This is a genomic window from Methylobacterium sp. CM6246 (genome assembly GCF_054818005.1).
This window is the reverse complement of sequence record NZ_JBTXKY010000001.1, coordinates 2,724,054-2,749,736: the sequence shown is the minus strand read 5'-3', so window position 1 is coordinate 2,749,736 and position 25,683 is coordinate 2,724,054. Positions and strand designations below refer to the sequence as shown.

General features: G+C 69.7%; 21 protein-coding genes. 12 read left to right on the top strand and 9 right to left on the bottom strand.

From position 1 onward, the window contains the following. Nucleotides 1-5 precede the first annotated feature (5 nt). From ACYQPG_RS13465 to ACYQPG_RS13440, 6 genes are all read right to left on the bottom strand, one after another. Complete coding sequence (locus ACYQPG_RS13465; protein WP_419829627.1) at nucleotides 6-1,610, bottom strand: sulfite reductase subunit alpha; 1,605 nt, start codon at nucleotides 1,608-1,610, stop codon at nucleotides 6-8. After that, on the bottom strand, nucleotides 1,607-3,418 hold the full coding sequence (locus ACYQPG_RS13460; RefSeq protein WP_419829626.1) for a NirA family protein: 1,812 nt from the start codon (nucleotides 3,416-3,418) through the stop codon (nucleotides 1,607-1,609). The genes ACYQPG_RS13465 and ACYQPG_RS13460 overlap by 4 nt, the downstream gene beginning before the upstream one ends. 102 nt (nucleotides 3,419-3,520) lie before the next feature. Further along, nucleotides 3,521-4,789: an NAD(P)/FAD-dependent oxidoreductase gene (locus ACYQPG_RS13455; RefSeq protein ID WP_419829625.1), complete on the bottom strand. Its 1,269-nt coding sequence runs from the start codon at nucleotides 4,787-4,789 to the stop codon at nucleotides 3,521-3,523. Between the two features lie 525 nt (nucleotides 4,790-5,314). Continuing rightward, a complete protein-coding gene (locus ACYQPG_RS13450; protein ID WP_419829624.1) occupies nucleotides 5,315-5,623 on the bottom strand; it encodes a hypothetical protein in 309 nt (102 codons plus the stop codon). Further along, nucleotides 5,624-6,637: a CmpA/NrtA family ABC transporter substrate-binding protein gene (locus ACYQPG_RS13445; RefSeq protein WP_419829623.1), complete on the bottom strand. Its 1,014-nt coding sequence runs from the start codon at nucleotides 6,635-6,637 to the stop codon at nucleotides 5,624-5,626. Beyond that, nucleotides 6,634-7,221, bottom strand: a complete 588-nt coding sequence (locus ACYQPG_RS13440; protein ID WP_147854501.1) for an ANTAR domain-containing response regulator — start codon at nucleotides 7,219-7,221, stop codon at nucleotides 6,634-6,636. Before ACYQPG_RS13440 ends, ACYQPG_RS13445 begins: the two co-directional genes overlap by 4 nt. Nucleotides 7,222-7,402: 181 nt before the next feature. On the opposite strand from ACYQPG_RS13440, the gene ACYQPG_RS13435 reads away from it, so the two are divergent. From ACYQPG_RS13435 to argC, 9 genes are all read left to right on the top strand, one after another. Then, the gene (locus ACYQPG_RS13435; RefSeq protein ID WP_419829622.1) at nucleotides 7,403-7,990 is read left to right on the top strand and encodes a hypothetical protein; all 588 of its coding nucleotides are present in this window, start codon (nucleotides 7,403-7,405) and stop codon (nucleotides 7,988-7,990) included. Between the two features lie 139 nt (nucleotides 7,991-8,129). Further along, nucleotides 8,130-10,019 (top strand): glycoside hydrolase family 15 protein, encoded by a 1,890-nt coding sequence (locus tag ACYQPG_RS13430; RefSeq protein ID WP_419829621.1) that lies wholly within the window; start codon nucleotides 8,130-8,132, stop codon nucleotides 10,017-10,019. Continuing rightward, the gene (gene tkt / locus ACYQPG_RS13425; protein WP_419829620.1) at nucleotides 10,016-12,091 is read left to right on the top strand and encodes a transketolase; all 2,076 of its coding nucleotides are present in this window, start codon (nucleotides 10,016-10,018) and stop codon (nucleotides 12,089-12,091) included. Before ACYQPG_RS13430 ends, tkt begins: the two co-directional genes overlap by 4 nt. Before the next feature lie 151 nt (nucleotides 12,092-12,242). After that, on the top strand, nucleotides 12,243-15,089 hold the full coding sequence (locus tag ACYQPG_RS13420) for a bifunctional transaldolase/phosoglucose isomerase (RefSeq protein WP_419829619.1): 2,847 nt from the start codon (nucleotides 12,243-12,245) through the stop codon (nucleotides 15,087-15,089). Between the two features lie 142 nt (nucleotides 15,090-15,231). Then, nucleotides 15,232-16,212, top strand: coding sequence for a phosphogluconate dehydrogenase (NAD(+)-dependent, decarboxylating) (gnd, locus tag ACYQPG_RS13415; RefSeq protein WP_147909568.1), 981 nt, complete (start codon nucleotides 15,232-15,234; stop codon nucleotides 16,210-16,212). Between the two features lie 39 nt (nucleotides 16,213-16,251). Then, the gene (pgl, locus tag ACYQPG_RS13410) at nucleotides 16,252-16,977 is read left to right on the top strand and encodes a 6-phosphogluconolactonase (protein ID WP_147909565.1); all 726 of its coding nucleotides are present in this window, start codon (nucleotides 16,252-16,254) and stop codon (nucleotides 16,975-16,977) included. Nucleotides 16,978-17,088: 111 nt separating this feature from the next. After that, nucleotides 17,089-18,159: an HD-GYP domain-containing protein gene (locus tag ACYQPG_RS13405; RefSeq protein ID WP_419829618.1), complete on the top strand. Its 1,071-nt coding sequence runs from the start codon at nucleotides 17,089-17,091 to the stop codon at nucleotides 18,157-18,159. 406 nt (nucleotides 18,160-18,565) lie between these two features. Further along, nucleotides 18,566-19,087, top strand: coding sequence for a cysteine dioxygenase (locus ACYQPG_RS13400; protein ID WP_419829617.1), 522 nt, complete (start codon nucleotides 18,566-18,568; stop codon nucleotides 19,085-19,087). 215 nt (nucleotides 19,088-19,302) lie between these two features. Then, complete coding sequence (gene argC / locus ACYQPG_RS13395) at nucleotides 19,303-20,280, top strand: N-acetyl-gamma-glutamyl-phosphate reductase (protein ID WP_147908821.1); 978 nt, start codon at nucleotides 19,303-19,305, stop codon at nucleotides 20,278-20,280. Nucleotides 20,281-20,435: 155 nt separating this feature from the next. Here the strand turns inward: argC and ACYQPG_RS13390 are convergent, their stop codons facing one another. Both ACYQPG_RS13390 and ACYQPG_RS13385 read right to left on the bottom strand, forming a co-directional pair. Beyond that, a complete protein-coding gene (locus ACYQPG_RS13390; RefSeq protein WP_147908820.1) occupies nucleotides 20,436-20,897 on the bottom strand; it encodes an Lrp/AsnC family transcriptional regulator in 462 nt (153 codons plus the stop codon). A gap of 38 nt (nucleotides 20,898-20,935) precedes the next feature. Then, nucleotides 20,936-22,075: a 2'-deoxycytidine 5'-triphosphate deaminase gene (locus ACYQPG_RS13385; protein ID WP_147908819.1), complete on the bottom strand. Its 1,140-nt coding sequence runs from the start codon at nucleotides 22,073-22,075 to the stop codon at nucleotides 20,936-20,938. Between the two features lie 264 nt (nucleotides 22,076-22,339). Here ACYQPG_RS13385 and apaG point away from each other — a divergent pair, with 264 nt between their 5' ends. Genes apaG through speG form a run of 3 tightly spaced genes read left to right on the top strand, consistent with a single transcriptional unit; the run spans nucleotide 22,340 to nucleotide 24,500 of the window. Beyond that, a complete protein-coding gene (gene apaG / locus ACYQPG_RS13380) occupies nucleotides 22,340-22,732 on the top strand; it encodes a Co2+/Mg2+ efflux protein ApaG (protein ID WP_147908818.1) in 393 nt (130 codons plus the stop codon). A 35-nt stretch (nucleotides 22,733-22,767) separates the two neighbouring features. Continuing rightward, nucleotides 22,768-23,937 carry an acetylornithine deacetylase gene (gene argE, locus ACYQPG_RS13375; RefSeq protein ID WP_419829616.1) on the top strand — a complete coding sequence of 390 codons (1,170 nt, stop codon included), beginning with the start codon at nucleotides 22,768-22,770 and terminating at the stop codon, nucleotides 23,935-23,937. Further along, entirely contained in the window at nucleotides 23,934-24,500 is a 567-nt protein-coding gene (gene speG / locus ACYQPG_RS13370; protein ID WP_147908816.1) for a spermidine N1-acetyltransferase, read from the top strand. Before argE ends, speG begins: the two co-directional genes overlap by 4 nt. Before the next feature lie 50 nt (nucleotides 24,501-24,550). On the opposite strand, the gene ACYQPG_RS13365 is transcribed toward speG, so the two are convergent. Beyond that, on the bottom strand, nucleotides 24,551-25,648 hold the full coding sequence (locus tag ACYQPG_RS13365; RefSeq protein WP_461231127.1) for a hypothetical protein: 1,098 nt from the start codon (nucleotides 25,646-25,648) through the stop codon (nucleotides 24,551-24,553). Nucleotides 25,649-25,683: the final 35 nt, after the last annotated feature.

Here is a 25,683-nt window from a genome sequence, read left to right as displayed (position 1 = left end):
CGGGCTCAGTACACGTCGGCCTGGTAGCGGCCAGCCTTCTTGAGTGCGCCGAGATACGCCACCGCGTCCTCGGGGCTCTTGCCCCCGAACTGCGCCGCCACGTCGATGATCGCCCGCTCCACGTCCTTGGCCATGCGCTTGGCATCGCCGCAGACGTAGAAATGCGCGCCGCCTTCGAGCCACTTCCACAGGTCGGCGCCGTTCTCGCGCATCCGGTCCTGGACGTAGGTCTTCTCGCTGCCGTCCCGGGACCAGGCGAGCGACAGGCGGTTGAGCACCTTGTCGTCCTTCAGCGTGTTGAGCTCGTCCTTGTAGAAGAAGTCCGTGGCTTGGCGCTGGTGGCCGTAGAACAGCCAGTTGCGGCCGGGGGCGTTGGTGGCGGCGCGCTCGCGCAGGAACGACCGGAACGGCGCGATGCCAGTGCCGGGGCCGCACATGATCACGTCCTTGGACAGGTCCGCCGGCAGGGCGAAGCCGTGGGCCTTCTGGAGGTAGATCTTCACCTTGGTCTGCTCGGGCAGGCGCTCGCCGAGATGGGTCGAGGCCACGCCGAGCCGCAGCCGGGAGCGGTGGTTGTAGCGCACCGCATCGACGGTCAGCGAGACGCGGCCGGCATCCATCTTGGGCGAGGACGAGATCGAGTAGAGCCTCGGTTGAAGCTCGTCCAAAGCTTCCAAGAAGACCTCCGCGTCGGGCCGGGCGCCGGGGAACTTGTGCAGGGCGCCGAGCACATCGAGATAGGCGGCGTCCCCGTCCGGGTCCTCGCCCGAGGCCAGCGCCTGCGCCTTCTTGCGCGCCGCTCCCGAGGTGAGCAGCGACAGCAGCTGGTAGAGGTTGTCCGGCGCGGCGCCGAGCGCGTAGTCCTTGAGCAGGTGGTCGCGCAGGGTCTGGGTCCCGATCATTCGCTCGGGCCGGGCGCCGAGTTCGGCGATCACCGCGTCCACCAGCGCCGGGGCGTTGGCCGGGAACAGGCCGAGCGAATCGCCGGCCTCGTAGGTGATCGGCGTGCCGTCCAGGCCGATCTCGATGTGCCAGGTCTCCTTCTCGCCGCCCGGCTCGTTGAGTCGGCGGCGGGACAGGAACAGCGCCTCGACCGGGTTCTCGCGGCAGAAGCCCAGGGGGCCGAGATCGGCCGTTTGCTTCGGTGTGTCGCCCTCGGCCATCGGGGTCACGGGCGCGCCGCCTGCGGTGCCGAATTCCTCGTCCAGCTTCTTGAGCATGCGCAGGGTCTCCTTGCCGCCGGGCTGGCAAAGATTCAGGCGCTCCTCGTTCTTCAGGAAGATCGCGTTGGCGTAGTCGGCGCAGTTGTAGCCGCACTGGCCGCAATCCTGCTGGGCCATGGCGGCCATGAGCTTCTGCGGCTCGGGCCGGTCCTTGGCCATCGCCATCCGGTCGCCGATCGGCACGGAGGGGTCGTGCCAGGGCGCGTCGTCGTTGTCGGCCAGCTTGGGGCCGGCGGCGGGGGCCTCGCCCGGCGCTAGGGCTGTGGATCCCGTCACGGCGGGGCCGAGCAGGGCGGCGAAGTAGCCGGAGAGCCACGAGCGCTGGTCGGCGTCGAACGGGGCGGTCTCGGGGATCAGGACGAGGGGGGGCGAGACGTGCTGGGTCATGCGGCGGCCTTCAGGGCGGGCTGTTCCTCGGCGGCGTCCCGCAGGGCTTCGGCGCCGGTGCGGGCGGTGAAGGATTGGAAGCTCTCGTCCGGGCCCTGCCGGCGGGCCAGATAGGTGCGCAGCAGCGCCTCGACCCGGAACGGCGCGTCCTCGGCCTTCACGGCCTTCCAGATCTCGGTGCCGATCTTCGGGTTCTCGGCGAAGCCGCCGCCGACCACGATGTCGTAGCCCTCGACGGTGTCTCCCTCCTCCGAGACGACCACCTTGGCGCCGATCAGCCCGATGTCGCCGATGTAGTGCTGGGCGCAGGAATGATGGCAGCCGGTGAGGTGGACGTTCACCGGCACGTCGAGCTCCGTCACGGTGCGCTCGACGTGGTCGGCGATGATCAGCGCGTGACCCTTGGTGTCGGAGGCGGCGAACTTGCAGCCCCGGGCACCGGTGCAGGCGACGAGACCCGAGCGGATGCCGGCCGCTTTGATGGTCAGGCCGAGTTCGAGGATACGGCTCTCGACCTCCGCCACCCGCGCGTCCGGGACCCCGGAAAAGATGAAATTCTGCCAGACGGTGAGGCGGATCTGGCCGTCGCCGCAGTCGCGGGCGATCTCGGCCAGCGCCCGGACCTCGTCGCTGGTCATCTTGCCGACCGGCAGGACCACGCCGATCCAGTTGAGGCCGGGCTGCTTCTGGGCGTGGACGCCGACATGGGCGAACCGGTCGGTGGGCCGGCGCGGCGCCACGTGGGCCGGATCGACCCGGTCGAGCTTGCGGCCGAGCTTCTCCTCGACGGCGGCGAGGTACGCGTCGAAGCCCCAGGCGTCGAGGACGTACTTCATCCGGCTCTTGTTGCGGTTGGTCCGGTCGCCGTTCTCGATGAACACCCGGATGATCGCGTCCGCGACCACATTGCAGTCTTCGGGCTTGAGCACGATGCCGGTGTCGCGGGCGAGGTCCCGGTGGCCGGAGATGCCGCCGAGCACGAGGCGCATGTAGACGCCCGCCGCCACCGCGGCCCCGTCCAGCACCTCGATCGCCTGGAAGCCGATGTCGTTGGTCTCCTCCAGGGTCGGCATGACGCCGCCGCCGTCGAAGGCGACGTTGAACTTGCGCGGCAGGCCGTAGAGCGAGCGGTCGTTGATGATCCAGTTGTTCCAGGATTTCGCCAGCGGGCGCGTATCCAGCAGCTCCTGGGTGTCGATGCCGGCGGTCGACGAGCCGGTGACGTTGCGGATGTTGTCGGCGCCCGAGCCGCGGGCGGTCAGGCCGATATCCACCAGCCCGTCGAGGAACGGCTGGGCGTGTTCGGGGCCGATCTCGCGGACCTGGAGGTTGGCCCGGGTCGTCACGTGGACGTAGCCGCCGCCGTGCCGGTCGGCGAGGTCGGCGACGCCTGCGAACTGCCAGTGGTGCAGGATGCCGTTGGGGATCCGCAGGCGCGCCATGTAGCTCACCTGGTTCGGCGCCACCCAGAACAGGCCGTGGTAGCGCCAGCGGAAATTGTCCTCGGGCTTGGGCGGCTTGCCGGCGGCGGCGTCCGAGATCAGCCGGTTATGGCCGTCGAACGGGTGCTCGGCGCGCTTCCACTTCTCTTGCTCGCAGAGCTTGCCGCCGTCCTTGACGGTCTTGTCCTGCGCCTTGAGGTGGATCGCGTCCGGCCCGGTGGGCTCGGCCGGCGCCGGCGGGCCCTGCCCGATCGCGAGGCCGCCGGTGAGGCGGGCCGCGGCCACGCCGGAGGCGAACCCTTCGAGATAGCGCTTCTGCTCGGGATTGAAGCCGTCCGGGGCGGTCTGTGGGGTGGTCTCGGCCATCTGCGCCTCCCTGGATCGCTCGCCGCCGAAGTGAACGCCGGTCCGGCGTAAGCGAGCGTGTCAAATCAAAGGCTTAGTACCCCCGGCCGATCGGCCGGGAACCTAAGCGGCGAGCGGCTCGGGCACCGGGCGCCCGAACATCAGGTCGTCGACGTTCCCGACCGGATCGCCGGAGCGGATCAGGCCCTTGCAGGCGCCCTGCTCGGCGATGTCGCCGACGAACACGGCACCGATCAGTCTGCCCTCTCGCACCAGCAGCTTGCGGTAGAGCCCGGCGCCGGGATCGGAGAGGACGATCGCCTCGGCATCTTCGGGGGTGTCCACGAGGCCGGCGGAGAAAACCGGGAGGCCCGAGACCTTGAGGCTGGTGGCAAGCGAGGTGCCGGCATAGGCGGCGCTCTCGCCGGCGAGGTGCCGGGCCAGGATGTCGGCCTGCTCGTAGGCCGGCTCGACCAGCCCGTAGATCAGGCCGCGATGCTCGGCGCATTCCCCGAGGGCGAAGATGTTGGCGTCCGATGTGGTCATCCGGTCATCGACCTTGATGCCGCGGCCGATCTCCAGCCCCGCCCCCTGGGCCAGGGCAACAGAGGGGCGCACCCCCACCGACATCACCACCATGTCGGCCGGGAGCACGGTCCCGTCGGCCAGGATCAGGCGCTCGACCCTGCCGTCGCCCTCGACCCGAGCGGTGTCGGCCTTGAGCAGCACCCGCACGCCGCGGGCCTCCATGGCCCGCTTCACCAGCCCGGCTGCGTGGTGGTCGAGCTGGCGCTCCATCAGCCGGTCCATGACGTGGAGAAGGGTCGTGTCGACCCCCAGACGCGCCAGGCCGACCGCGGCTTCCAGCCCGAGCAGGCCGCCGCCGATGACGATCGCCCGGGCGTGCTGCACGGCGGCCTTGCGGATCGCCGCCACGTCGGCGAGGTCACGGAACGTGATCACCCCGGGAAGGTCCATCCCGGGCTTGGGCAGGCGGATCGGCAGCGATCCCACCGCCAGCACGAGCTTGTCGAAGGGCAGGACGTGGGTCTCTCCCACGATCGCCAGCCCGTTCTCGCGATCGATCTGGGTGACCGGGGCTCCGGTGATCAGGCGGATTCCGTGGGCCGCGTACCAGTCCAGGCCGCGGAAGTCGCAGGCCGCCTCTTCGACTTCGCCGCCCAGCAGCGAGGAGAGCAGGACCCGGTTATAGGCGGCCTTCGGCTCGGCGCCGACGCAGGTCACGTCGAACCGGCCGGGCGATCCTTCGGTCAGGCGCTCGAGGAAGCGGAGCGAGGCCATGCCGTTGCCGACGACGACGAGCCGCTCGCGTGGGAGACCGGTCTCGCCGCGCGTATCGTGTGCGCTGGTATCCATTGGGGATGTCGCCATCTCTCGATCGCGTCGGGGACCTCGATTGCAGGATCGTCGGCGGACCGCCCACGAAAAAGCCGCTGCCGGTTATCCCCCAGGGCAGGCTTGAACCCGCAGGAGAACCGGATCAGCGGCCTCGCTGACGGCGCTGCCCGTCGCCATTGACGGACGCGAGCTATCAAGCAGATCTCATGCCAAGCTGGACCCGCATCGGTAAGGTGTTGTCATGACGCTTGAAATCGCGGCGGCCCATGGGGCCTGGCACGCTGGAGTGTAGCGCATCGCACTGCACAAAAAGTGGGCTGGTGGTCGCTTAAACGATCAGCGCTGTGGCAGTGGAACTGGCGCCCGAGCTGTCTTCAAACACGAGCGCAGACGGCAGCAGGATCGCACTGCACGCTCATTGCGAGCACGGCGAAGCAATCGAGGAACCCTATGCGCTCGTAGCGAGAGCGATCTCGGGTTGCTTCCCTCTACTCGGTGAGACGGAGAAGCAGGAACACGCCGATCGGATCGGATTACATGCCGTGTTCGACTCGGATCTCAGATCAGTGTCGAGAGCATCGCCAGCAGGCCCAGCGTCGGCATGGCGCCGGCCACGAGCACCCAATACCAGGACGGAACACCGCCGGGACGGCGGTTGTCGTTGCTCGCGCGCGGAGCCTTGGCGCCGCGGCGAACATAGCGTCGAAGCTCGATCCGGCTGCGCGGATGCGATGTCGACGATTCGGTATCGAGTTTACGGCATCCGGGCATGGCGTAGTCACAACGGCCGAGACCCGGCAACGTTCCGCGATCTGCCGCATCCCGGCAATGGGCGAATGACGAAATCCACGTGATGTCTGCTGCCACTCAGAGCGCTGTCGCGGCCCGGTAGAGGTCGGGCCTGTAGATGGCCGCCGCTTCGGCATCCGGGTGTCTCCCCGGCGGTAACTGCTGCGAGGCGGCCATCTGCGTCACGAGCCACCGCGCGGCCTCGGGCCGCGGCTCCTGCACGTCGGCGCCGAGGTCGAGACGGCCCGGCATCGGCCGCGTCGCGCCGGCCGCGTCCAGGATCGCATCGCCCGCGAAGCCCCGGGCCACGAGGTCGACGTCGAGGTCGAGATAGGTCCGGTGCGCCAGGCAATGGATCAGGTCGGTGCGGTTGGCCGGGTCCGCGCACCATTGGCCGGCCCGCGCCACCGCCCGGACGAGGGGCAGCAGCGCGTCGTCGAGCCGGCCCGACACGGCAAGGACCTTCTCGGGGGCGTCCGGTGCGAGGTCGCAACCGAGCGCCGCAATCCGCCCGTGGCCGGCCGCCACCGCGACATCGTTCCAGGGCGCGCCCGCGCAGTAGCCGTCGACCAGGCCGCGGGCCAGGGCCTCGACGCTGTGCTGGGGTGGGACCACGACCGTGCGGAAGGCCGACGGGTCGAGGCCGCCGGCCTCGGCGAACAGCCGCAGCTGATAGCTGTGGCAGGAGAACGGATGCACGGTCCCGAGCGTCAGCGGCTGGCCCGCGTCCCGGCGCTCGACCGCCACCCGGGCGAAGGCCCGGGCCACATCCGTCAGGGCCTCGCTCGCCGGGCCCATCGCGGCCCAGAGCCCGCGCGACACCGTGATGGCGTTGCCGTTGGCGCTGAGCTGCAGCGGGACGACGAGGTCGGAGGGCGGTCCCGACAGGGCGAGCCGGCTCGCCAGCGCCAGCGGCGCCAGCATGTGGGCGCCGTCGAGATGGCCCAGCGCGAGGCGGTCGCGCAGGGTCGCCCAGGACGGCTCGGCCGAAAGGTCGAGTTCCAGTCCCTCGGCCCGGGCGAAGCCGAACGCGTGCGCCACGATCAGCGGCGCGGCATCGCAGAGCGGGACGTAGCCGAGCTGAAGCCTCATCCGAGCAGGTCCGCCGTGGTGACGATGGCCCGGGCGATGTCGGCGATCTTGCGCTTCTCGTTCATGGCCTTGCGTCGCAGCTGCTTGTAGGCCTCGTCCTCGGTCAGCCCCTTCAAGTTCATCAGGATGCCCTTGGCGCGCTCGATCAACTTGCGGTCGGCCAGTTCGCCGCGGGCCTCCGACAATTCGCGCTGGAGCCGCGCGAAGGCGTTGAAGCGCAGGATCGCGATATCGAGGATCGACTTGATCCGCTCCGCCCGCAGCCCGTCGACCACGTAGGCCGAGATGCCGGCGTCGACCGCCGCCTGCATCATGGTGGTGTCCGAGCGGTCGACGAACATCGCCACCGGCCGCTCGACTTGCCGAGAGACCCCGGACATCTGCTCCAGGATGTCCCGGCTGGGGCTTTCTAGGTGGATCACCACCACGTCGGGCTTGAGGGCGGTCACCCGCTCCAGAAGGTCGACGGTATCGGGAATCACCACGATTCGACCGATGCCGGCCGCGCGCAAGCCCTCCTCCAGGATCGCCGCGCGGGCGCGGCTCGGGTCGATCACGGCGACGGTGAGGTTGGATTCGGTCATCGGGGCCCGGTCGGGCGGGACTTCTCGAGAGGGCGACCCGGTTCGGGCGCTCTGGCCAAGCAAGGCATATGCCCCGCAGCTGTCGCCAGCGTTACCGCCGCGCAAAGAAACGGTCCAGCTTCCGCCGCAATGCTGGGGGCATTCTTGCGTCGTCGGAACTAGGGCGGGGGTGGTGAAACGGATGCGCAGGCCAGACCCGCTTGCCCTCACGGACGCCGCCACCGGCCGCGTGTCGATGCCGTTCCTGCCGACGTTGGTCGTTGTGGGGATCCTGGGCGTTGCGTCCCTCTACTGCCCGTCGTCGCAGCTGACGCCGCCGCCGGAGGCCCGCGCCGAGCTCGTCGCGCCCGAGGCTCCGTCGCCCACCGCGTTCGTCAAAGCCGCGCCGGTGTCCGTGCCGGTCCGCCGCCCGGCCACCGTGGCCTTCGCCGAAGTCTATCCCCTGGTCCCGACGCAGCCGGCCCGGCCGGCGTTCGCGGCCCAGGCGACGTCGCATATCGCGATCGCAGGCCGCCATGCCTGCCCCGGGCGCCGCTGCCCGGAGATGCCCCAGCGCATGACCGATCCGCTGGCCGCCGCCCGTGCGGAGACCATCGATTCGGATGAGGCCGGGCTGCTGCCCCCCGCCGCCCTGCCCTTCGCGGCCTCCGTGGTTGAACGGCTGACGCCCGCCGCCCGCGTCGTCGGCGATGCGGCCAACCTGATGCGCGACGGGGCGGCCGCCGTGCAGGGATCTGTCGCCCTGGTAGTGGCCGACTGCCTGCGCTGACGCGCTCGCAACTCCGTCCGTACGACACGGCATTCCACTCTACTCGCCGCGCCTCCGGCTCTGGACCTCGCAACCGGGCGTCCTAGGTGCGTTGCAGCGGATGGCCGGGGGATTCCGGCCACGCGGGAGCCGGGGCCGTATGGCTGCACGCATCGAGGATTATGCGCTCGTCGGGGATTGCCGCAGCGCCGCGCTGATCAGCCGGCAGGGCAGTGTCGACTGGCTGTGCTGGCCGCGCTTCGACGCCGCCGCCCTGTTCACCAGCCTGCTCGGGACCGAGGCTCACGGATTCTGGAAGATCTATCCCGAGGCCGAGCATGTCGAGACCAGCTGGGCCTACCGTCCGGGAAGCCTGGTGCTGGAGACCCGGCACACGACGCGGCAGGGCGAGGTCCTGGTCACCGATTTCATGCCGGTTGGCGACGGCGCTCACTTGGTGCGCCTGGTCGAGGGGGTTCATGGGCGCGTCGCCATGCGCATGGAGATGGCGGTGCGATTCGACTACGGCTCCGCGGTGCCGTGGGTCTCGCGCTCGGAACTGGGCGACCTGCGCGCTGTGTCCGGCCCCCACAAGGTCGTGCTGCGCACCGATGTCCACTTGAAGGGCTCGGACGCGCAGACGACGCTATCCGAGTTCACCGTCCATGCCGGCGAACGCTGCCGCTTCGTCCTGAGCTACGGCGCCTCGCACGAGGACGACCCGCATCCGATCGAGCCGCTCAAGACCCTCGAGGCCACCGATCAGGTCTGGCGCGACTGGTCGAGCCGCTGCGCCGGCGGCACCGCCTGGGACCGGATGCTGCAACGCTCGCTGCTGACCCTGAAGGCGCTGATCTACGAGCCCACCGGCGGCATCGTCGCCGCGCCGACCGCGTCCCTGCCCGAGGGGCTCGGCGGTGAGCGGAACTGGGATTACCGCTTCTGCTGGCTGCGCGACTCGACCCTGACGCTCATCGCCCTGATGGATGCGGGCTACATCGACGAGGCGCGCGACTGGCTGGGCTGGCTGCTGCGGGCGGTGGCCGGCAACCCGGAGCAGGCGCACATCCTCTACGGTATCGGCGGCGAGCGGCTGCTGCCGGAGATCGAGCTCGACTGGCTGCCCGGCTACGAGAACTCCAAGCCCGTGCGGATCGGCAACGCCGCGGCCTCGCAGTTCCAGATCGACGTCTATGGCGAGTTGTTCGACGCGCTCTACCAGGCCCATGCCCGCGGCCTGCCGATCAGCAAGGATGGCCTCCGGGTCGGGCTGGCGATCCTGGGCCACCTCGAGAAGGCCTGGCGCTTGCCCGACGAGGGCATCTGGGAGGTGCGCGGCGGCTCGCGTCACTTCACCCACTCGAAGGTGATGGCCTGGGTCGCCTTCGACCGGGCCCTGCGCATGCACGAGATGCACGAATCCGGCGCCACCGAGGGGCAGGCCGTGCGCTGGCGCGCGCTCCGCGACGAGATCCACGCGGAGGTCTGCGCGAAGGGCTTCGACGCCGAACTCAACAGTTTCGTGCAGTCGTACGGATCGAAGGCGCTGGATGCGAGCCTGCTGCTCATCGCCCATACCGGCTTCCTGCCGCAGGACGATCCCCGGGTGGTCGGTACCGTCGCGGCGATCGGCAAGGGACTGATGCGGGACGGCTTCATCCTCCGCTACGAGACGCAGGGGCAGACCACCGACGGCCTGTCCGGCAACGAGGGGGCGTTCCTGCCCTGCACGTTCTGGTATGCCGACAACCTGATCGGCCTCGGCCGGCGGGACGAGGCGCGGGCGATCATCGAGCGCCTGATCGGGATCTGCACCGATCTCGGCCTCGTCAGCGAGGAATACGACGTGCATGCCAAGCGCCTTGTGGGTAACTTCCCCCAGGCATTCACCCATGTGGCGCTCGTCAACACGCTGCTCAGCTATACGCGCGGCGAAGGGCCGGCGGATCGGCAGGGTGGTAAGGCCAACGGAGCCCCTCCCGCCGTCCTGCGGCAGCGTGAAGCCGACAAGCGGCACGCAAGAGGCGAACTGGAAGACGCGACATCATGAGCGGCGCTGATACCCCCGCCAAGGCGGCCCTCGCTGAGATCGATACGCTCAGCATCAACACCATCCGAACGCTCGCCATCGATGCGGTGCAGAAGGCGAATTCCGGCCATGCGGGCGCGCCTATGGGCCTCGCCCCGGTCGCCTACACGCTGTGGAACCGCTACCTCCGCTACGACCCGGCCCATCCGCACTGGCCGAACCGGGACCGCTTCGTGCTGTCCTGCGGTCACGCGTCGATGCTGCTCTACGCCCTGCTGCACCTGGCCAACGTCGCGGAGAGCGACGGCGGCAACGCGGCGGCCGTGACGCTGGACGAGATCAAGAAATTCCGGCAGCTCGACAGCCGCACCCCGGGACATCCCGAGTACCATTTCACCACCGGCGTCGAGACGACCACCGGGCCGCTGGGCCAGGGCGTGGCGAACTCGGTCGGCATGGCGATCGGCGGCCGCTTCCTCGGCCAGCACCTCAACCGGCCCAACCTGCCGCTGTTCGACTACAACGTCTACGCGATCTGCTCGGACGGCGACCTGATGGAGGGCGTCGCCTCGGAGGCCGCCTCGCTCGCCGGCCACCTGCGGCTGGCCAACCTCTGCTGGATCTACGACGACAACACCGTCACCATCGAGGGCCACACCGAACTCGCCTTCGGTGAAGAGGTCGCCACCCGGTTCCTGGCCTATGGCTGGCAGGTGCTGCGGGTCGCCGACGCCAACGACGTGCACGCGATCGCCGGCTCCATCGAGACGTTCCTGGCCACCAACGACCGGCCGACCCTGATCGTCGTCAAGTCGGTGATCGGCTACGGCGCCCCGAAGAAGCAGGGCACGTCGAAGGCGCACTCGGACGCGCTGGGCGAGGAGGAGGTCAAGGGTGCCAAGCGGGCCTACGGCTGGCCTGAAGACGCGCAGTTCCTGGTGCCGGACGGCGTGCACGAGAACTTCCGCGACGGCATCGGCAAGCGCGGCGCCGCGCTCTACGATGCCTGGCAGGATTTGCTGTCCAAGGCCCGGGAGGCCGATGCCGACCACGCCGAGGATCTCGACGCCCTGCTGGAAGGCCGCCTGCCCGACGGCTGGGACAAGGACATCCCGGTGTTCGAGCCCGACGCGAAAGGCCTCGCCACCCGCGAATCGTCCGGCAAGGTCCTCAACGCCATCGCGCAGCACGTGCCGTTCCTGCTCGGCGGCTCGGCCGACCTGGCCCCGTCCAACAAGTCGAACCTGACCTTCGAGGGCGCCGGCTCGTTCGGGCCGTTCTCGCCCGGCGGGCGCAACCTGCATTTCGGGGTGCGCGAGCACGCCATGGGCTCGATCGTGAACGGGCTCGGGCTCTCCGGCCTGCGGGCCTATGGCGCGACCTTCCTGGTGTTTGCCGACTACATGCGGCCGCCGGTCCGGCTCGCCTCCCTGATGGAGCTGCCGATCTTCCACATTTTCACGCACGATTCGATCGGCGTGGGTGAGGATGGACCGACCCACCAGCCGGTCGAGCAGCTGCTGTCGCTGCGTTGCATCCCGGGTCTCGTCACCCTGCGCCCGGCCGACGCGAACGAGGTCGCCGAGGCCTACCGGGTCATCTTCTCGCTCAAAGACCAGCCGGCCGTGCTGGCGCTCTCGCGCCAGCCGCTGCCGACGATGGACCGGACCAAGTTCGGCGCGGCCTCCGGCACCGCCAAGGGTGCCTACGTGCTAGCCGACAGCGACGGGACGCCCGACGTAATCCTGATCGGCACCGGGTCCGAGGTGCAGCTCTGCGTCGGCGCCTACGAGACGCTGAAGGCCGAGGGCGTGAAGGCCCGAGTGGTCTCGATGCCGTCCTGGGACTTGTTCGAGCGCCAGGACCAAGCCTACCGGGATTCCGTGCTGCCCCCCACCGTCAAGGCGCGGGTGACCGTGGAGCAGGGCAGCATCATCGGCTGGGACCGTTACGCCGGAACCGAGGGCACGGTCATCGGCATGGATACGTTCGGCGCCTCGGCGCCGATCAAGGATCTCCAGACCAAGTTCGGCTTTACCCCCGAGAAGGTGCTGGAAGCAGCCCGGGCGCAGCTCGCCAAGCACAAGCGATAACGCGTGATCCCTCCCCTCTGCGGGGAGGGATCAGGGGTGGTGGTGGTTCATACGGAACCGCCGAGCCTCATCCGGCACCACCCCCACCTCCAACGCATCCCCACGAGGGGGAGGCGAGCAGGGCGTGAGTAGGGAAGGACGAGGAACCGACATGAACGCGCTCAAGGCCCTGCACGACGAACAGGATCAGGCGGTTTGGCTGGACTTCGTGGCCCGCGGCTTCGTCCAGAAGGGTGAGCTGAAGCGCCTCGTCGAGGAGGACGGCCTGCGCGGGGTGACGTCCAACCCGTCGATCTTCGAGAAGGCGATCGGCCACTCGGACGAGTACGATGCCAGCCTGAAGGCCGTGCAGGAGACCGGCGACAGCCGCGTCATCGACCTCTACGAGGGCCTGGCCATCGCCGACATCCAGGCTGCCGCCGACGTGCTCCGCCCGGTCTACGAGTCGAGCGACGGGGCGGACGGCTACGTCAGCCTCGAAGTCTCGCCCTACCTGGCGCTCGACACCGAGGCGACGCTGACCGAGGCGCGGCGCCTGCACAAGGCGGTCGCCCGCGACAACCTGATGGTGAAGGTGCCCGCCACCCCGGAGGGCATCCCGGCGATCCGGCAGCTCACGGCCGAGGGCATTTCGATCAACGTGACGCTCCTGTTCTCGCAGGAGGCCTACGAGGCGGTGGCCCGCGCCTTCGTCGACGGGCTCGACGCGCGGGCCAAGGCCGGCCACGACGTCTCGAAAATCGCCAGCGTGGCGAGCTTCTTCATCAGCCGGATCGACGTGCTGGTGGACAAGCTGCTCGACGAGAAGATCGCCCAGGCCAACGACCCCGACGAGAAGGCGGCACTCGGCCAGCTCAAGGGCAAGGTCGCGATCGCCAACGCCAAGCTGGCTTACCAGCGCTACCGGACGATTTTTTCCGAGGCGACCTGGACGTCGCTGTCGGAGAAGGGCGCCAAGGCGCAGCGGCTGCTTTGGGCCTCGACAGGCGTGAAGAACAAGGCCTATCCCGACGTGCTCTACGTCGAGGAGCTGATCGGGCCGAACACCGTCAACACCATGCCGCCTGCCACCATGGACGCGTTCCGCGACCACGGCACCGTGCGGGCGACGATCGAGGAGGACGTGCCGGGCGCCGAGGCGGTCATGACCCGGCTCGCCCGGGCCGGCATCGACATCGAAAAGGTCGCTGAGCAGCTGGTGAAGGAGGGCGTGCGGCTCTTCATCGACGCCGCCGACGACCTGCTCGGCGCGGTCGCCGGCAAGCGTGCGGCGCTGCTGGGCCAGCGCCTCGACGGCCAGAGCCTCGTGATGGACGACAGCCTCGCCGCAGAGGCGAAGAAGACCGTCGAATCCTGGCGGGCGAGCGGCGCCATCCGCCGGCTCTGGGCCGGGGACGCGACGGTCTGGTCCGGCCACGACGAGGCCAGCTGGCTCGGCTGGCTGCACATCGTCGAGGAGGAGCTGGCGAAGGCCGAAGACTACGCCGCCTTTTCCGACTGGGTGAAGCAGGAAGGCTTCACCGACGCCGTGGTGTTGGGGATGGGCGGCTCCAGCCTCGGCCCCGAGGTGCTGAGCCTGACCTACGGACAGCGCGAGGGCTTCCCGAAGCTCCAGGTCCTCGACTCGACCCATCCGGACCAGGTGCGCGCCCTGGAGGCGAGCATCGACCTCGGCCGGACCCTGTTCATCGTCTCGTCCAAGTCCGGCTCGACGCTGGAGCCCAACGTTTTTCGCGATTATTTCCTGGGGCGCGTGAAGGAGACTCTGGGTGACCGGGCGGGCGATCACTTCGTCGCCGTGACCGACCCGGGCTCGGACATGGAGCGCGCCGCTCAAAGAGATAAGTTCAAGAAAATCTTCTACGGCGTGAAGCAGATCGGCGGGCGCTACTCGGTGCTGTCGGCCTTCGGGCTGGTGCCGGCCGCCGCCTTGGGCCTCGACGTGAAGGCGTTCTTGGAGATGGCTCGGATCATGGTTCGCTCCTGCGGACCGGTGGTGCCGCCCGCGCAGAACCCGGGCGTGCTGCTCGGTGCCGCGATGGGCGCGGCGGGTCTCGCCGGACGCGACAAAGTCACGATCATCGCCTCGCCGGGGATCGACAGCTTCGGCGCCTGGGCCGAGCAGCTCATCGCCGAATCGACCGGCAAGCAAGGCAAGGGCCTCGTGCCGGTGGACGGCGAGCCGGCAAGCGTCCCAGCGGTCTACGGCCGCGACCGGTTCTTCATCTACCTGCGCCTCGACGGTCAGGCTCAGGAGGCACAGGACGAGGCCCTGCGCGCCCTGGAGCGCGATGGACACCCGATCGCCCGGATCACCCTCGATTCGATCGAGCAGCTACCGCAGGAATTCTACCGGTTGGAGATGGCGACCGCCGTCGCCGGCGCGGTGCTCGGCATCAACCCGTTCGACCAGCCCGATGTCGAGGCCAGCAAGATCGAGACGAAGAAGCTGTTCTCGGAAGCGGAAGCGAGCGGCGCCCTCCCCGACGAGACGCCGCTGTTCGAGGACGACGCGATCGCCCTCTACGCCGACCCGAAGAATGCTGCGGCCTTGCCGCAGGCCACCGAGGGCCTGGAGGCGGCGCTCAAGGCGCAGATCGCCCGCCTGAAGGACGGTGACTATCTCGGGCTCCTGGCCTACGTCCCGCGCAACCCGAAGGCCGCCGGCATTCTGCAGGAAGCCCGGCTCGCCGTGCGCGACGCCCGGAAGGTTGCGACCTGCCTGGAATTCGGGCCGCGGTTCCTGCACTCGACCGGGCAGGCCTACAAGGGCGGCCCGGATACCGGCGTATTCCTGCAGATTACCTCGGCCCCCTCCGAGGACCTGCCGATTCCCGGCCGGGCGCTGGGCTTCAGCACCGTGGTGGCCGCCCAGGCGCGGGGCGACTTCGCGGTGCTGGCCGAGCGCGGCCGCCGTGCCCTCCGGGTCCACATCAAGGGCGATCTCGACGCTGGGCTGAAGCGCGTGGCGGCGGCGCTCACGGCGGCAGTGGATTAGGCGCCGGCTCTCTCCTTCCCCTTGCGGGGAGGAACCGGAGGTGGAGGTGATTCCGGATGAGGCTCAGCGGTCCCGTCTGAACTGCCCCCACCCCTGACCCCTCTCCGCAAGGGGGAGGGGAAACCCCGAGGAGATGACGACAATGCAACTTGGCATGATCGGCCTCGGCCGGATGGGCGGCAACATCGTCCGGCGCCTCCTGCGCGACGGGCACACGGCCGTGGTCTTCGATCAGAACCCGGCGGCTTTGGCCGCGCTGGTCGAGGCCGGCGCGGTCGGCGCGTCGAGCCTGGAGGATCTGGTCTCCAAGCTGGAAGTGCCGCGCACCGCCTGGGTGATGCTGCCGGCCGGCGCGATCACCGAGGAGGCGGTCAAGACGCTGGGCGGCCTGATGCAGTCCGGCGACTGCATCATCGACGGTGGCAATTCCTTCTACGGCGACGACGTGCGCCGGGGGCTGGAATTGAAGGAGAAGGGTCTGCATTACGTCGATGTCGGCACATCGGGCGGCGTCTGGGGCCTGGAGCGCGGCTACTGCATGATGATCGGCGGCGATACCGAGACCGTCGACCGCCTCGACCCGATCTTCAAGACCCTGGCGCCGGGCATCGGCGACATCCCGAAGACCCCCAACCGCGACGGCCGCGACCCGCGCGCCGAGCAGGGCTACATCCATGCCGGGCCCACCGGCGCCGGCCATTTCGTCAAGATGGTCCATAACGGCATCGAGTACGGCCTCATGCAGGCCTATGCCGAGGGCTTCGACATCCTGAAACACGCCAATGCGGACGCGCTTCCGCCTGAGCGGCGCTTCGACCTGAACATGGGCGACATCGCCGAGGTCTGGCGACGCGGCAGCGTCGTCTCGTCCTGGCTGCTCGACCTGACCGCCCAGGCGCTGGCCGGCGACGAGAGCCTCCACGACTTCTCCGGCTACGTCGAGGATTCCGGCGAGGGCCGTTGGACGATCAACGCTGCCATCGAGGAGAGCGTCCCGGCAACCGTGCTGTCCGCCGCCCTGTACCGCCGCTTCCGCTCGCGCGAGCAGGAGAGCTACGCCGACAAGCTGCTCTCGGCCATGCGCAAGGGGTTCGGCGGCCACCAGGAGCCCAAGAAGTCCTGAAGCCAAGAACTCCTGATCCCAAAGAATCCCGAGGCGCCGATGAGCCTTCCCACCGGAATCCATGTCCTGCCCGATCCGCAGGCGGTCGCCCGCGAGGCGGCCGAGCGGCTGATCGTGGCCTGCGGCGAGACCGACGCCGAGCGGATCGCGCTCTGCCTGGCCGGAGGCTCGACCCCGAAGGTGCTCTACGGCCTGCTCGCCGGCCCGGACTACGCCGCCCGGGTGCCGTGGGAGAGGATCCATTGGTTCTTCGGCGACGACCGCGTGGTCCCCTGGGACGATGAGCGCAGCAATGTCCGGATGGTCCGCGAGGCGTTCGGGCACGGCTCCCGGATCCCCTCGACCCACCTGCACTTCATCCCGTCCGACGCGGGCGTGGAGGCCGGAGCCCGGGCCTACGAGCGGACCCTGCTGGACTTCTACGGGGCCGACAGCCTCGATCCCGCCCGGCCGCTGTTCGACCTGGTGCTGCTCGGCCTTGGCGAGGACGGGCACACGGCTTCCCTGTTTCCGGGCAAGCCGGCCGTCGCCGAGACCGACTGCCTGGTCGCCCCCGTGCCCGAAGCCGGGCTGGCGCCGTTCGTGCCGCGGATCAGCCTGACCCTGCCGGCTCTGGCCTCGTCACGGCACGTCTTGTTCCTGGTCACGGGTGCCGGCAAGCGCGAGGCCCTGGCTCGGATCGCCGACGGGGAGGACCTGCCGGCGGGCCGGGTCACCAGCGTGGGCGACGTGGCTTGGCTGCTCGACGCCGCGGCGGCGCCGTAGGCGGTGATCCGGCGTTACGGTCTGGCAAGGCCGATGCGCTAAGACGGCCTGCCTGCGACGCGACGCGGATCCCGCTGCCTCTCGGGCCGGGGGCATGCCACGAAGAGCCAGATGCGCGCGGGCACCGTCGTCCTTTACACCGACCAGCCCGGCCGCCGCGGCGAACTCCTGCGCGTGCTCGGAGACATTGCCCCCTGCACGGTGCTGAACGCGGCCGCGATGCCGCCCCCCGGCCCCTGCCTCGCCCTGGTGGCGGATGTCGACCTGCTGCAGCCCTCCCCGCTCATCGGCCTGCGGACCCTGATCGCCGCCGCCCCGGCCCTCCCGCGGGTGTTCCTGATGCGCAGCATGGGCGCACGCAGCCTGTCGGCGGCGCGCGGGCTCGGGGCGGGCCTCTGCCTCCCCGTGGATACGCCGGCCGAGACAGTGGCCGAGGCCCTGCTGGCGCAGCTGCCGCCCGTGCCCGGGGAAGTGACGAAGCCGGGCGGGCGCGTCGGGACGCCCCTCGTCGTCCAGGCCGCCGACAAGGCCGGCGCCGTCATCGCCAACCTGCTCGACGCCGCGCGAGCCTCCGGATCGGTCGATGCCGCCCTGGTCGACGACGGCCTTGAGCCGATCCTTGGGGCGATCGGCCAGGGCGGCCTCAACGCCTGGCTCGACACGGTCCGTGCCTACGACGACGCGACCTATCAGCATTGCCTTCTGGTAGCCGGCCTCGCCGCGACCTTCGCGATCGACCTCGGCTTCTCCGACGCCGACCGCCATCAACTCGTGCGCGCCGCCCTCGTGCACGATGTCGGCAAGGCCAAGATTCCCCTGGAGATCCTGAATAAGGCCGGTCCCCTCGACGTGGCGGAGCGGGCCGTGATGCGCGAGCACCCGGCGCTGGGGCACCGGATACTGGTCCAGGCCGGCGGCTTCGACGACGCGGTGCTGAAGGTGGTGCGACACCACCACGAACTCCTCGACGGCTCGGGCTATCCGGACGGGCTCGTGGGTGACGCCATCGACGACATCGTCCGGCTGATCACTGTCTGCGACGTCTACGCCGCGCTGGTCGAGCGCCGCCCCTACCGGGCCCCGATGTCGGCCGCGGCGGCCATGGCGATCCTGCACGGCATGGATGGCAAGCTCGACCGGGCGCTGGTGCGCGCTTTCGAGCGCTCCGTCGCCGGGTCCTGATGGGCGCTGGCGTCCGCGAACGATCGATCTCCCTGAACGGTCCGATCGACGCGGCCTCTCGCGTCACGTCCCCCTTACGAACGCAGCGAAGCGATCCGGGGAGACGCCGATGTCCGGACAACGCGCTGCGCCGGGTCGTTTCGCTGCGCTCGCGATGACGGTCGAGCCTGCAGACGAAGTATGCGGAAACCGCCGCCCACGCACCTCCTGCATTGCGCCGGAACAGCCAGACGCGTGGAACGGCCTGACGCGATTGGTCAACCAAGAAATAAAACCCTCGCGATCCGTCGCTCCGCGCAATCTCATTGCGCGAGGGAGCAGCACGAGACCGAACTTGGCAACCTGTCTCCCGCACCCTGGCGGTAGGATTCGCCGAGCCCGACGGAGGGCTTCGAAGGAGATCGCCATGACCCCGCTAAGCCATCCGGCCGACATCGAGGCGATGATGGCGGATCTGGCGCTCTCGGCCGCTCGCTCTCCTGACGCCTACCTGGCCGCGGCTCGGACGACCCTGACGCAGATCCTGGCGCGCCCGGGGGTCGTGGACCGGACGCGGCTGGCCGCACCGCCGGAGGGTCTGGGCCGCAACCTGCTGTTCGGGACGCGGGCGATCAGCGTCTGGGCCATAGTGTGGAGCCCCGGCGCCATCACGCCGGTGCACGACCACCATTGCTCCTGCTGCTTCGGCCTGCTCAGCGGCAGCCTGCGGGAGACCTGGTATCGCCCGATCAGCGACACCCACGCGGTCGCGACCCGCGATGCGGTCCGGGAGCCAGGCTACGTGGCCTGCATGATGCCCTCGGGGCCGAACCTGCACCGGATCGCCAACGACGGACCAGCGACAGCGATCTCGATCCACGTCTACGGCTACGATCACCGGGAGCAGGCCTCCTCGGTGCATCGCACCTACGAGGTCGCGGCGGGGTGACGGCGGGCGCCTACACGGTGCCCGGCTGAGGCTTTCGGATCTCGCTGATCGGCATCGCGCCGAGCAACCCGGTCAACCCGCGTCTCACGCGTGGTACCGCCTCGAGGCGGTGACTTCCGGCGCAGGGCAGACGTCCGCTACAGGAACGAAAGGCCCCCCGGACCGAGTCGTAACTCGGCTCGACCGTTCGTTCAGTCTCGCAGCAGGACGCCAACATGAGCCTTCGCGTCGGCATCGTCGGGATCAGTGGTTTTGGCGGCGGCGAGGCGTTGCGCCTGATCGCGGGCCACCCGTCCTTCGAGCTCGTCTACGCCGCGGGCGAGGGGAGCGCCGGTAGCCGTTTGGCGGATCGCTATCCCGGTGTGCCGGCTAAGCTGGCTGAGCTGGTGATCGAGAAGTGGGACCCCGGGGCCCTGCCGAAGCTCGACGTGCTGTTCGCGTCGCTACCCACGGGCACCTCGGCCGAGGCGCTGGCGCGCGTCCCCGGGGACGTGAAGATCGTCGATATCGGTGGTGACCACCGCTACGTCGCGGGGTGGGCATACGGCCTGGCCGACATCTGGCCGGCCCGGATCGTGGATCAAGCGCGCGTCGCCAACCCCGGCTGTTTTCCGGCAGCGACCCTGACGGCGCTGGCGCCGTTGCTGGCCGATAAGCTGATCGAGCCCGGCAACATCGTGATCGACGCCAAGACCGGCATTTCCGGTGCCGGTCGGGGCGGTGCGGACAGCCGGTTCGGCTACGCCGAGAGCAACGAGAACCTGGTGCTCTATGGCCTGCTCAATCATGTCCACATGCCCGAAATCGCCGAGACGATCGAGCGGCTGAGCGGTGGCAGCGCGGCCGGGCTGGTGTTCACGCCGCACTTGGTTCCGATGACCCGCGGCGTCCTCGTGACGATCTACTGCCGTGGCCGCGCCACGACGGATCAATGCCTGGAGGCGGCGCGGCGCTTCTACGCCGGACGTGCCTTCGTCCGCGTCACCGACAAGCCGCCGCAGACCAAATGGGCGACCGGCTCGAACCTCGCGTTCGTCAGTTATGCGGCAGATCCCGAGCGCAACCTCGTGATCGCGATGGGCGTGGTCGACAATCTCGGCAAGGGGGCGGCCGGTCAGGCGGTTCAGAATGCGAACCTGATCTGCGGCCTGCCGGAAACCGCAGGGCTCGACGGCGCACCTGTCTGGCCGTGAGGCTTGCACGCGTGCGCGTCGTCGGCTTGAGGCGGTCGGCAGTGCTTCATTGCGCCGGATTCGCCGCGGTCCGGGACCGCGCATCGCCCCGGGTTGCCCCGCCGGTCCCGCGATGGCGCCGGAGGCCACGCCCTGCCTCCTGCTGAAAGACGGCCTCACGTCATGTAGATCGTCGGCACCGCGGTCGTATACTTCATCTCCTCCATGGCGATGGAGGAGGACAGGTTCGAGAATTCGAGCTTCGCGATGAGCCGCTGGTAGACCGCGTCGTAGGTCTCGATATCGGGCACGACGATGCGCAGCAGGTAGTCGATCTCGCCGGTCAGGCGCCAGGCCTCGACGATTTCCGGGAAGCCTGCCACCACCCGGCGGAACGCGTCGGACCAGTCTGCGGCGTGGCGCGGTGCCTTCACGGCGACGAACACCGTGGTCGGGACGTTGACCTTGCGGCGGTCCACCAGGGCGACCCGGCCCCGGATGACGCCGGAGGCCTCCAGCTTCTTGACCCGGCGCCAGCACGGCGCGGCGCTGACGCCGACTCGCTCGGCCAACTCGGCGACCGGCAGCGTCGCGTCCTGCTGCAGGACGTCCAGGATTTTTCGGTCCACCGCGTCCATACGACCATCGCTCCCGCGCGGGGTCCGGGCTGCCGGGGCTACAGGAAGAAGTGCTTCGAGAGCTTCAGCCCCTGGGCCTGGTAGTTCGATCCGGCCCCGGCGCCGTAGAGCGTGCCGGGGATGGCCAGCATCCGCTCGTAGACGAGCCGTCCGACGATCTGGCCGTCCTCCAGCAGGAACGGCACGTCCCGGGAGCGGACTTCGAGCACCGCGCGGGCACCCGCCCCGCCGGCCCCGGCATGGCCGAAGCCCGGGTCGAAGAACCCGGCGTAATGGACCCGGAACTCGCCGACCAGCGGATCGAACGGCACCATCTCGGCGGCGTGGTCGGGGGGGACCTGCACCGATTCCTTGGAGGCCAGGATGTAGAACTGGCCGGGATCGAGGATCAGGGCGCCCGAGCCGTCCGCCGGCAGCGGCTCCCAGAAATCTGCCGCCCGGTGGCGGCCCGGGGCGTCGACGTCCACCAACCCGGTATGGCGCTTGGCCCGGTAGCCGATCAGCCCATCGAACCCGGACAGGTCCACCGAGACCGCGACGCCGCCCTGGAAGGACGGGGCCGCGCAATCGACCAGCGGTGAGCGCAGGTGGAGCTGGCCGAGTTCGGCCTCCGTCAGCCGCGGCGCCCCACGGCGGAAGCGGATCTGCGACAGACGCGATCCGGTGCGGACCAGCACCGGGAAGGTGCGTGGCGAGATCTCGGCATAGAGCGGCCCGGTATAGCCGGGCTCGACCTGGTCGAATGCCTCACCCCGGTCGGTGATGACCCGGGTGAACACGTCGATGCGGCCGGTTGAACTCTTGGGGTTCGCGGCCGCCGCCAGGTCGGCGGGGAGCGCCAGGCCCTCCTGCAGTTCCGCGATGTAGACGCAGCCCGTCTCCAGCACAGCGCCGGGGCGCAGGTCGATCGTGTGCAGCGACAGGCGGTCGACGCAGGCCTGGACCGTCCGGGCCGCCCCCGGCAGGAAGCTGGTGCGGACCCGGTAGGCCGTCGCACCGAGGCGCAGGTCGAGGCTCGCCGGCTGGATCTGGTCCGGCGCGAAGGCGGCGGCGGTGCGGATGCCGCCCGCCTGCGCCAGCGCCGCGATCGCCTCGGCCGGCAGGATGCCGCCACGGATCTCGACGCCCGGATCGGTGGCCTGCGAATCGGCGGCATCCTGCCCTGCGCCCGCGTTCATCGCGCCTCGACTCCTTCGCGCGCCTCCGGGTGGATCCGCGATCCCCGACGTTCTCCGCCCGGACTGGCTAATGCCGGCTTAATCCGGATGGTACGATACGCGCGGCGCGGGACTCGACCCCCCTCGGACGAGGCTGCGGCATCATCCGCGCGAGGTAGTCCGCCGCAATTGACGCCGATTTCACTGGCCACTACCACCGCCAGTGAAGCGCGTTCAATTCGTCTTCATCGAATCGCACCGTTCGAAGAAGGGCCTAATAGGGCGATGTACAAGGCCGAGACGCGGGGAATTCGTGTGACCGTTGAGCCCCGCTTCGTCGAGGAGGAATCCTCGCCGAATGAAAGTCGTTACTTCTTCGCCTATACGGTCGAGATCGTGAACACCGGCAGCGAGCAGGTGCAGCTGCGCTCCCGGCACTGGCGCATCATCGACGGGCACGGGGCCTGCCAGGAAGTGCGGGGCACGGGCGTGGTCGGCAAGCAGCCGGTGCTAGAGCCCGGCGAGTCCTTCTGCTACACGAGCGGCTGCCCGCTCAACACGCCCGACGGCCTGATGGCCGGCAGCTACACCATGGCGACGGTGGCCGGCGAGAGCTTCGAGGCCGAGATTCCCGCCTTCTCCCTCGACAGCCCGCACGTCCGCCGCAGCCTGCACTGAGGTCCCGGCTCCGGGGTCTCGCTCCGGAGGGACCTATGTCTGGGATCGGCGAGCGGCTCAGCCCGCTCGACATGCTCGCTCGCCTCGTGTCGTTCGATACCGAGAGCGACAAACCGAACCTCGCCCTGATCGATTCCGTCTGCGCCTATCTCGACGGTTGGGGTGTCCGTTATCTGCGCCTGCCGAACGCGGCCGGCGACAAGGCCGCCCTGTTCGCCACGATCGGCCCGATGGTCGACGGCGGCGTCGTGCTCTCCGGCCATACCGACGTGGTCCCGGTGGCGGGTCAGGCTTGGACCGGCGACCCGTTCACCCTGCGCGTCGCCGACGGGCGGGCCTACGGTCGTGGCGCCGTCGACATGAAGGCCTTCGACGCCCTGGCGCTGGCGCTGGTGCCCGACATGCTGGCCGCCAGCCTCACGCGGCCGATCCACATCCTGCTGTCCTACGACGAGGAGACCACCTGCCTCGGCTCGATGGATGTGATCACGCGGTTCGGTGCCGACCTCCCGCGGCCCGGCGCCGTGATCGTCGGGGAGCCGACCGGCATGGAGGTCGCGGACGCGCACAAGAGCATCGTCACCTGCCTGACCACCGTACACGGCCACGAGGCCCATTCGGCACGGCCGGCGCTGGGGGCGAACGCGGTCGCGGCGGCCTGCGAGCTGGTCGCCGGCCTGAACCGGATCGCCGACCTGATGATCGAGCGCGGCGACGCCTCCGGGCGCTTCGATCCGGCCGCCACCACGGTCCATGTCGGGACGATCCACGGTGGCACGGCGCGCAACATCCTCGCCAAGGAGTGCCGCTTCCTCTGGGAATACCGCGGCCTGCCGGACCTCGACCCGGCCGAGGTTCCGCGCCTGTTCGGCGAGGTGGTCGAGCGGGTGACGCGCGAGCGCCTGAACCGCTACGGTGAGTACGGGCGAATCGAGACGCTCGAGGAGGTCGATATTCCTGGGCTCGCACCAGATCCAGGCTCAGAGGCCGAACGGCTGTGCCTGCGGCTCGCGGGGCGCAACCGCACCATCGCGGTGCCCTACGCCACGGAGGCCGGTCGCTTCCAGCAGGCCGGGATCGCGACCGTCGTCTGCGGCCCCGGCGACATCGCCCAGGCCCACCAACCCGACGAGTTCATCACCCTCGACGCGCTCGGCAAGGGCGAGCGGTTCCTGAGGGCCCTGATCGAGGCTTGTGCGTCATGAACGCGCTGATCGGCATCACCATCAAGCTGCGCCCGCTGGAACGCGAGGACCTGCGCTTCGTCCACCAGCTGAACAACAACGACAGCATCATGCGCTACTGGTTCGAGGAGGCCTACGAGTCCTTCGCCGAGCTGCAGCAGCTCTACGAGCGCAACATCCACAACCAGACCGAGCGCCGCTTCATCGTGGCCGATCCGAGCGGCGAACCGGCGGGGCTGATCGAGCTCGTGGAGATCAACCACCTGCACCGGCGCTGCGAGTTCCAGATCGCGATCCACCCCAGCTTCCAGGGCCGTGGCTATGCTTGGCAGGCGACCCGGATCGCCATGGATTACGCGTTCAGCGTGCTCAACATCCACAAGCTGTACCTACACGTGGACCGGGACAATGCCCGGGCCGTGCGGATCTACGAGCGCTGCGGCTTCCATCCCGAAGGCGTGCTCAAGGACGAGTTCTTCGTGAACGGCCGCTATCGCGACGCCGTGCGGATGTGCCTGTTCCAGCCGGATTATCTCAAGAACCGCGGCAGCGGCGACATCGCCGAACCGGTGCTGAAAGTCTGATCCCGCGGCGGATGCGGGAGGGGCCGCGCGGACCCCTCCCGGACCTCTGCTTAGTTGCGGCCGGCGCCGGGCTCGCGGCCGACCCTTCCGGCTCCCTGCGCTGCGCCGCCCTGAGCGCCACCGGCATTCATGCCGCCGCGCTCGGTGTTGCCCATCCGGCCACCGTCGTTGTTGGCCGGCCGCGCGCCACCCTGCTGGTCGCCGCGCTCGGAGGCATCGCGGATGCCGTCCTGTCGGCCGCCCCGCATGTCGCCGCTACGCGTGCCGTCGTCCCGGCCCTGGCGATTGGCCGTCCGATCCCTGTCGCCGCCGTCAGTATTGCGGGCGCCGTCGCGCTGATCGCGACGGTCCGTGCGGACGCCGGCGCGGGTCTCGGCCCGGAAGCCGGCATTGACCGTGCCGCCGCCGCTCAGGCGACGGTATTCATCGGAGCCGTAGCGCACCCTCTGGCCGCGGATCGTCACGAACCGCTCCTCGCGCACCGATACCAGGCGGCGATACTCGGGCGAGCCGTACACGACACGCTGGCCCCGGATGGTCACGAAGCGTTCCCGCGGCCGGCTCTCGCGGACGCCGACGAGGCGGCGGTACTCGGGCGAGCCATAGAGGACGCGCTGCCCGCGGATCACCACGTACCGGACCCGAGGCCCCCGATTCTCGGTAACGATCAGGCGGCGGTACTCGGGCGATCCGTAGACCACCCGGTGGCCGCCGATCACCACGAACCGGCCCTCGCGGCGGACGCCGCCTCCGACTCGATCCGACCGGACATCGGTCCGGCGCTCCGTGCGGCTCTCGCTGCGCCCACCCCGGATCTCGGCGCGCTCGCCCCGCGCACCATCCCGGCCGCCGCGCGCACCGGCTTCCGAGTCGGCCCGCCCGCGATCCTGGGCTGCCCGGTCACCGGAAGCCCGGTTGCCGTTCCCACCCTGCGCGGCCCGGCCGATCTCCGCACCGGTGCGTCCCGCTGCCGCCTGATCGGCGGCCTGTGACGCGGTCCGGTCGGACCCGGTCCGCAGGCTCGATGCCGAGCCGCCGGCTTCGGCCCGGCCGGCCATCCCGGTGCCGCGATCGGCCCCGCCCGGCTGCTGCGCATAGGCCGAGGTGCTGATCAGCAGCGCGGCCAACCCGATCGACAACGTTCGCATGGCGTCTCCTCCGATATTGAAGCAGCCACGCAACG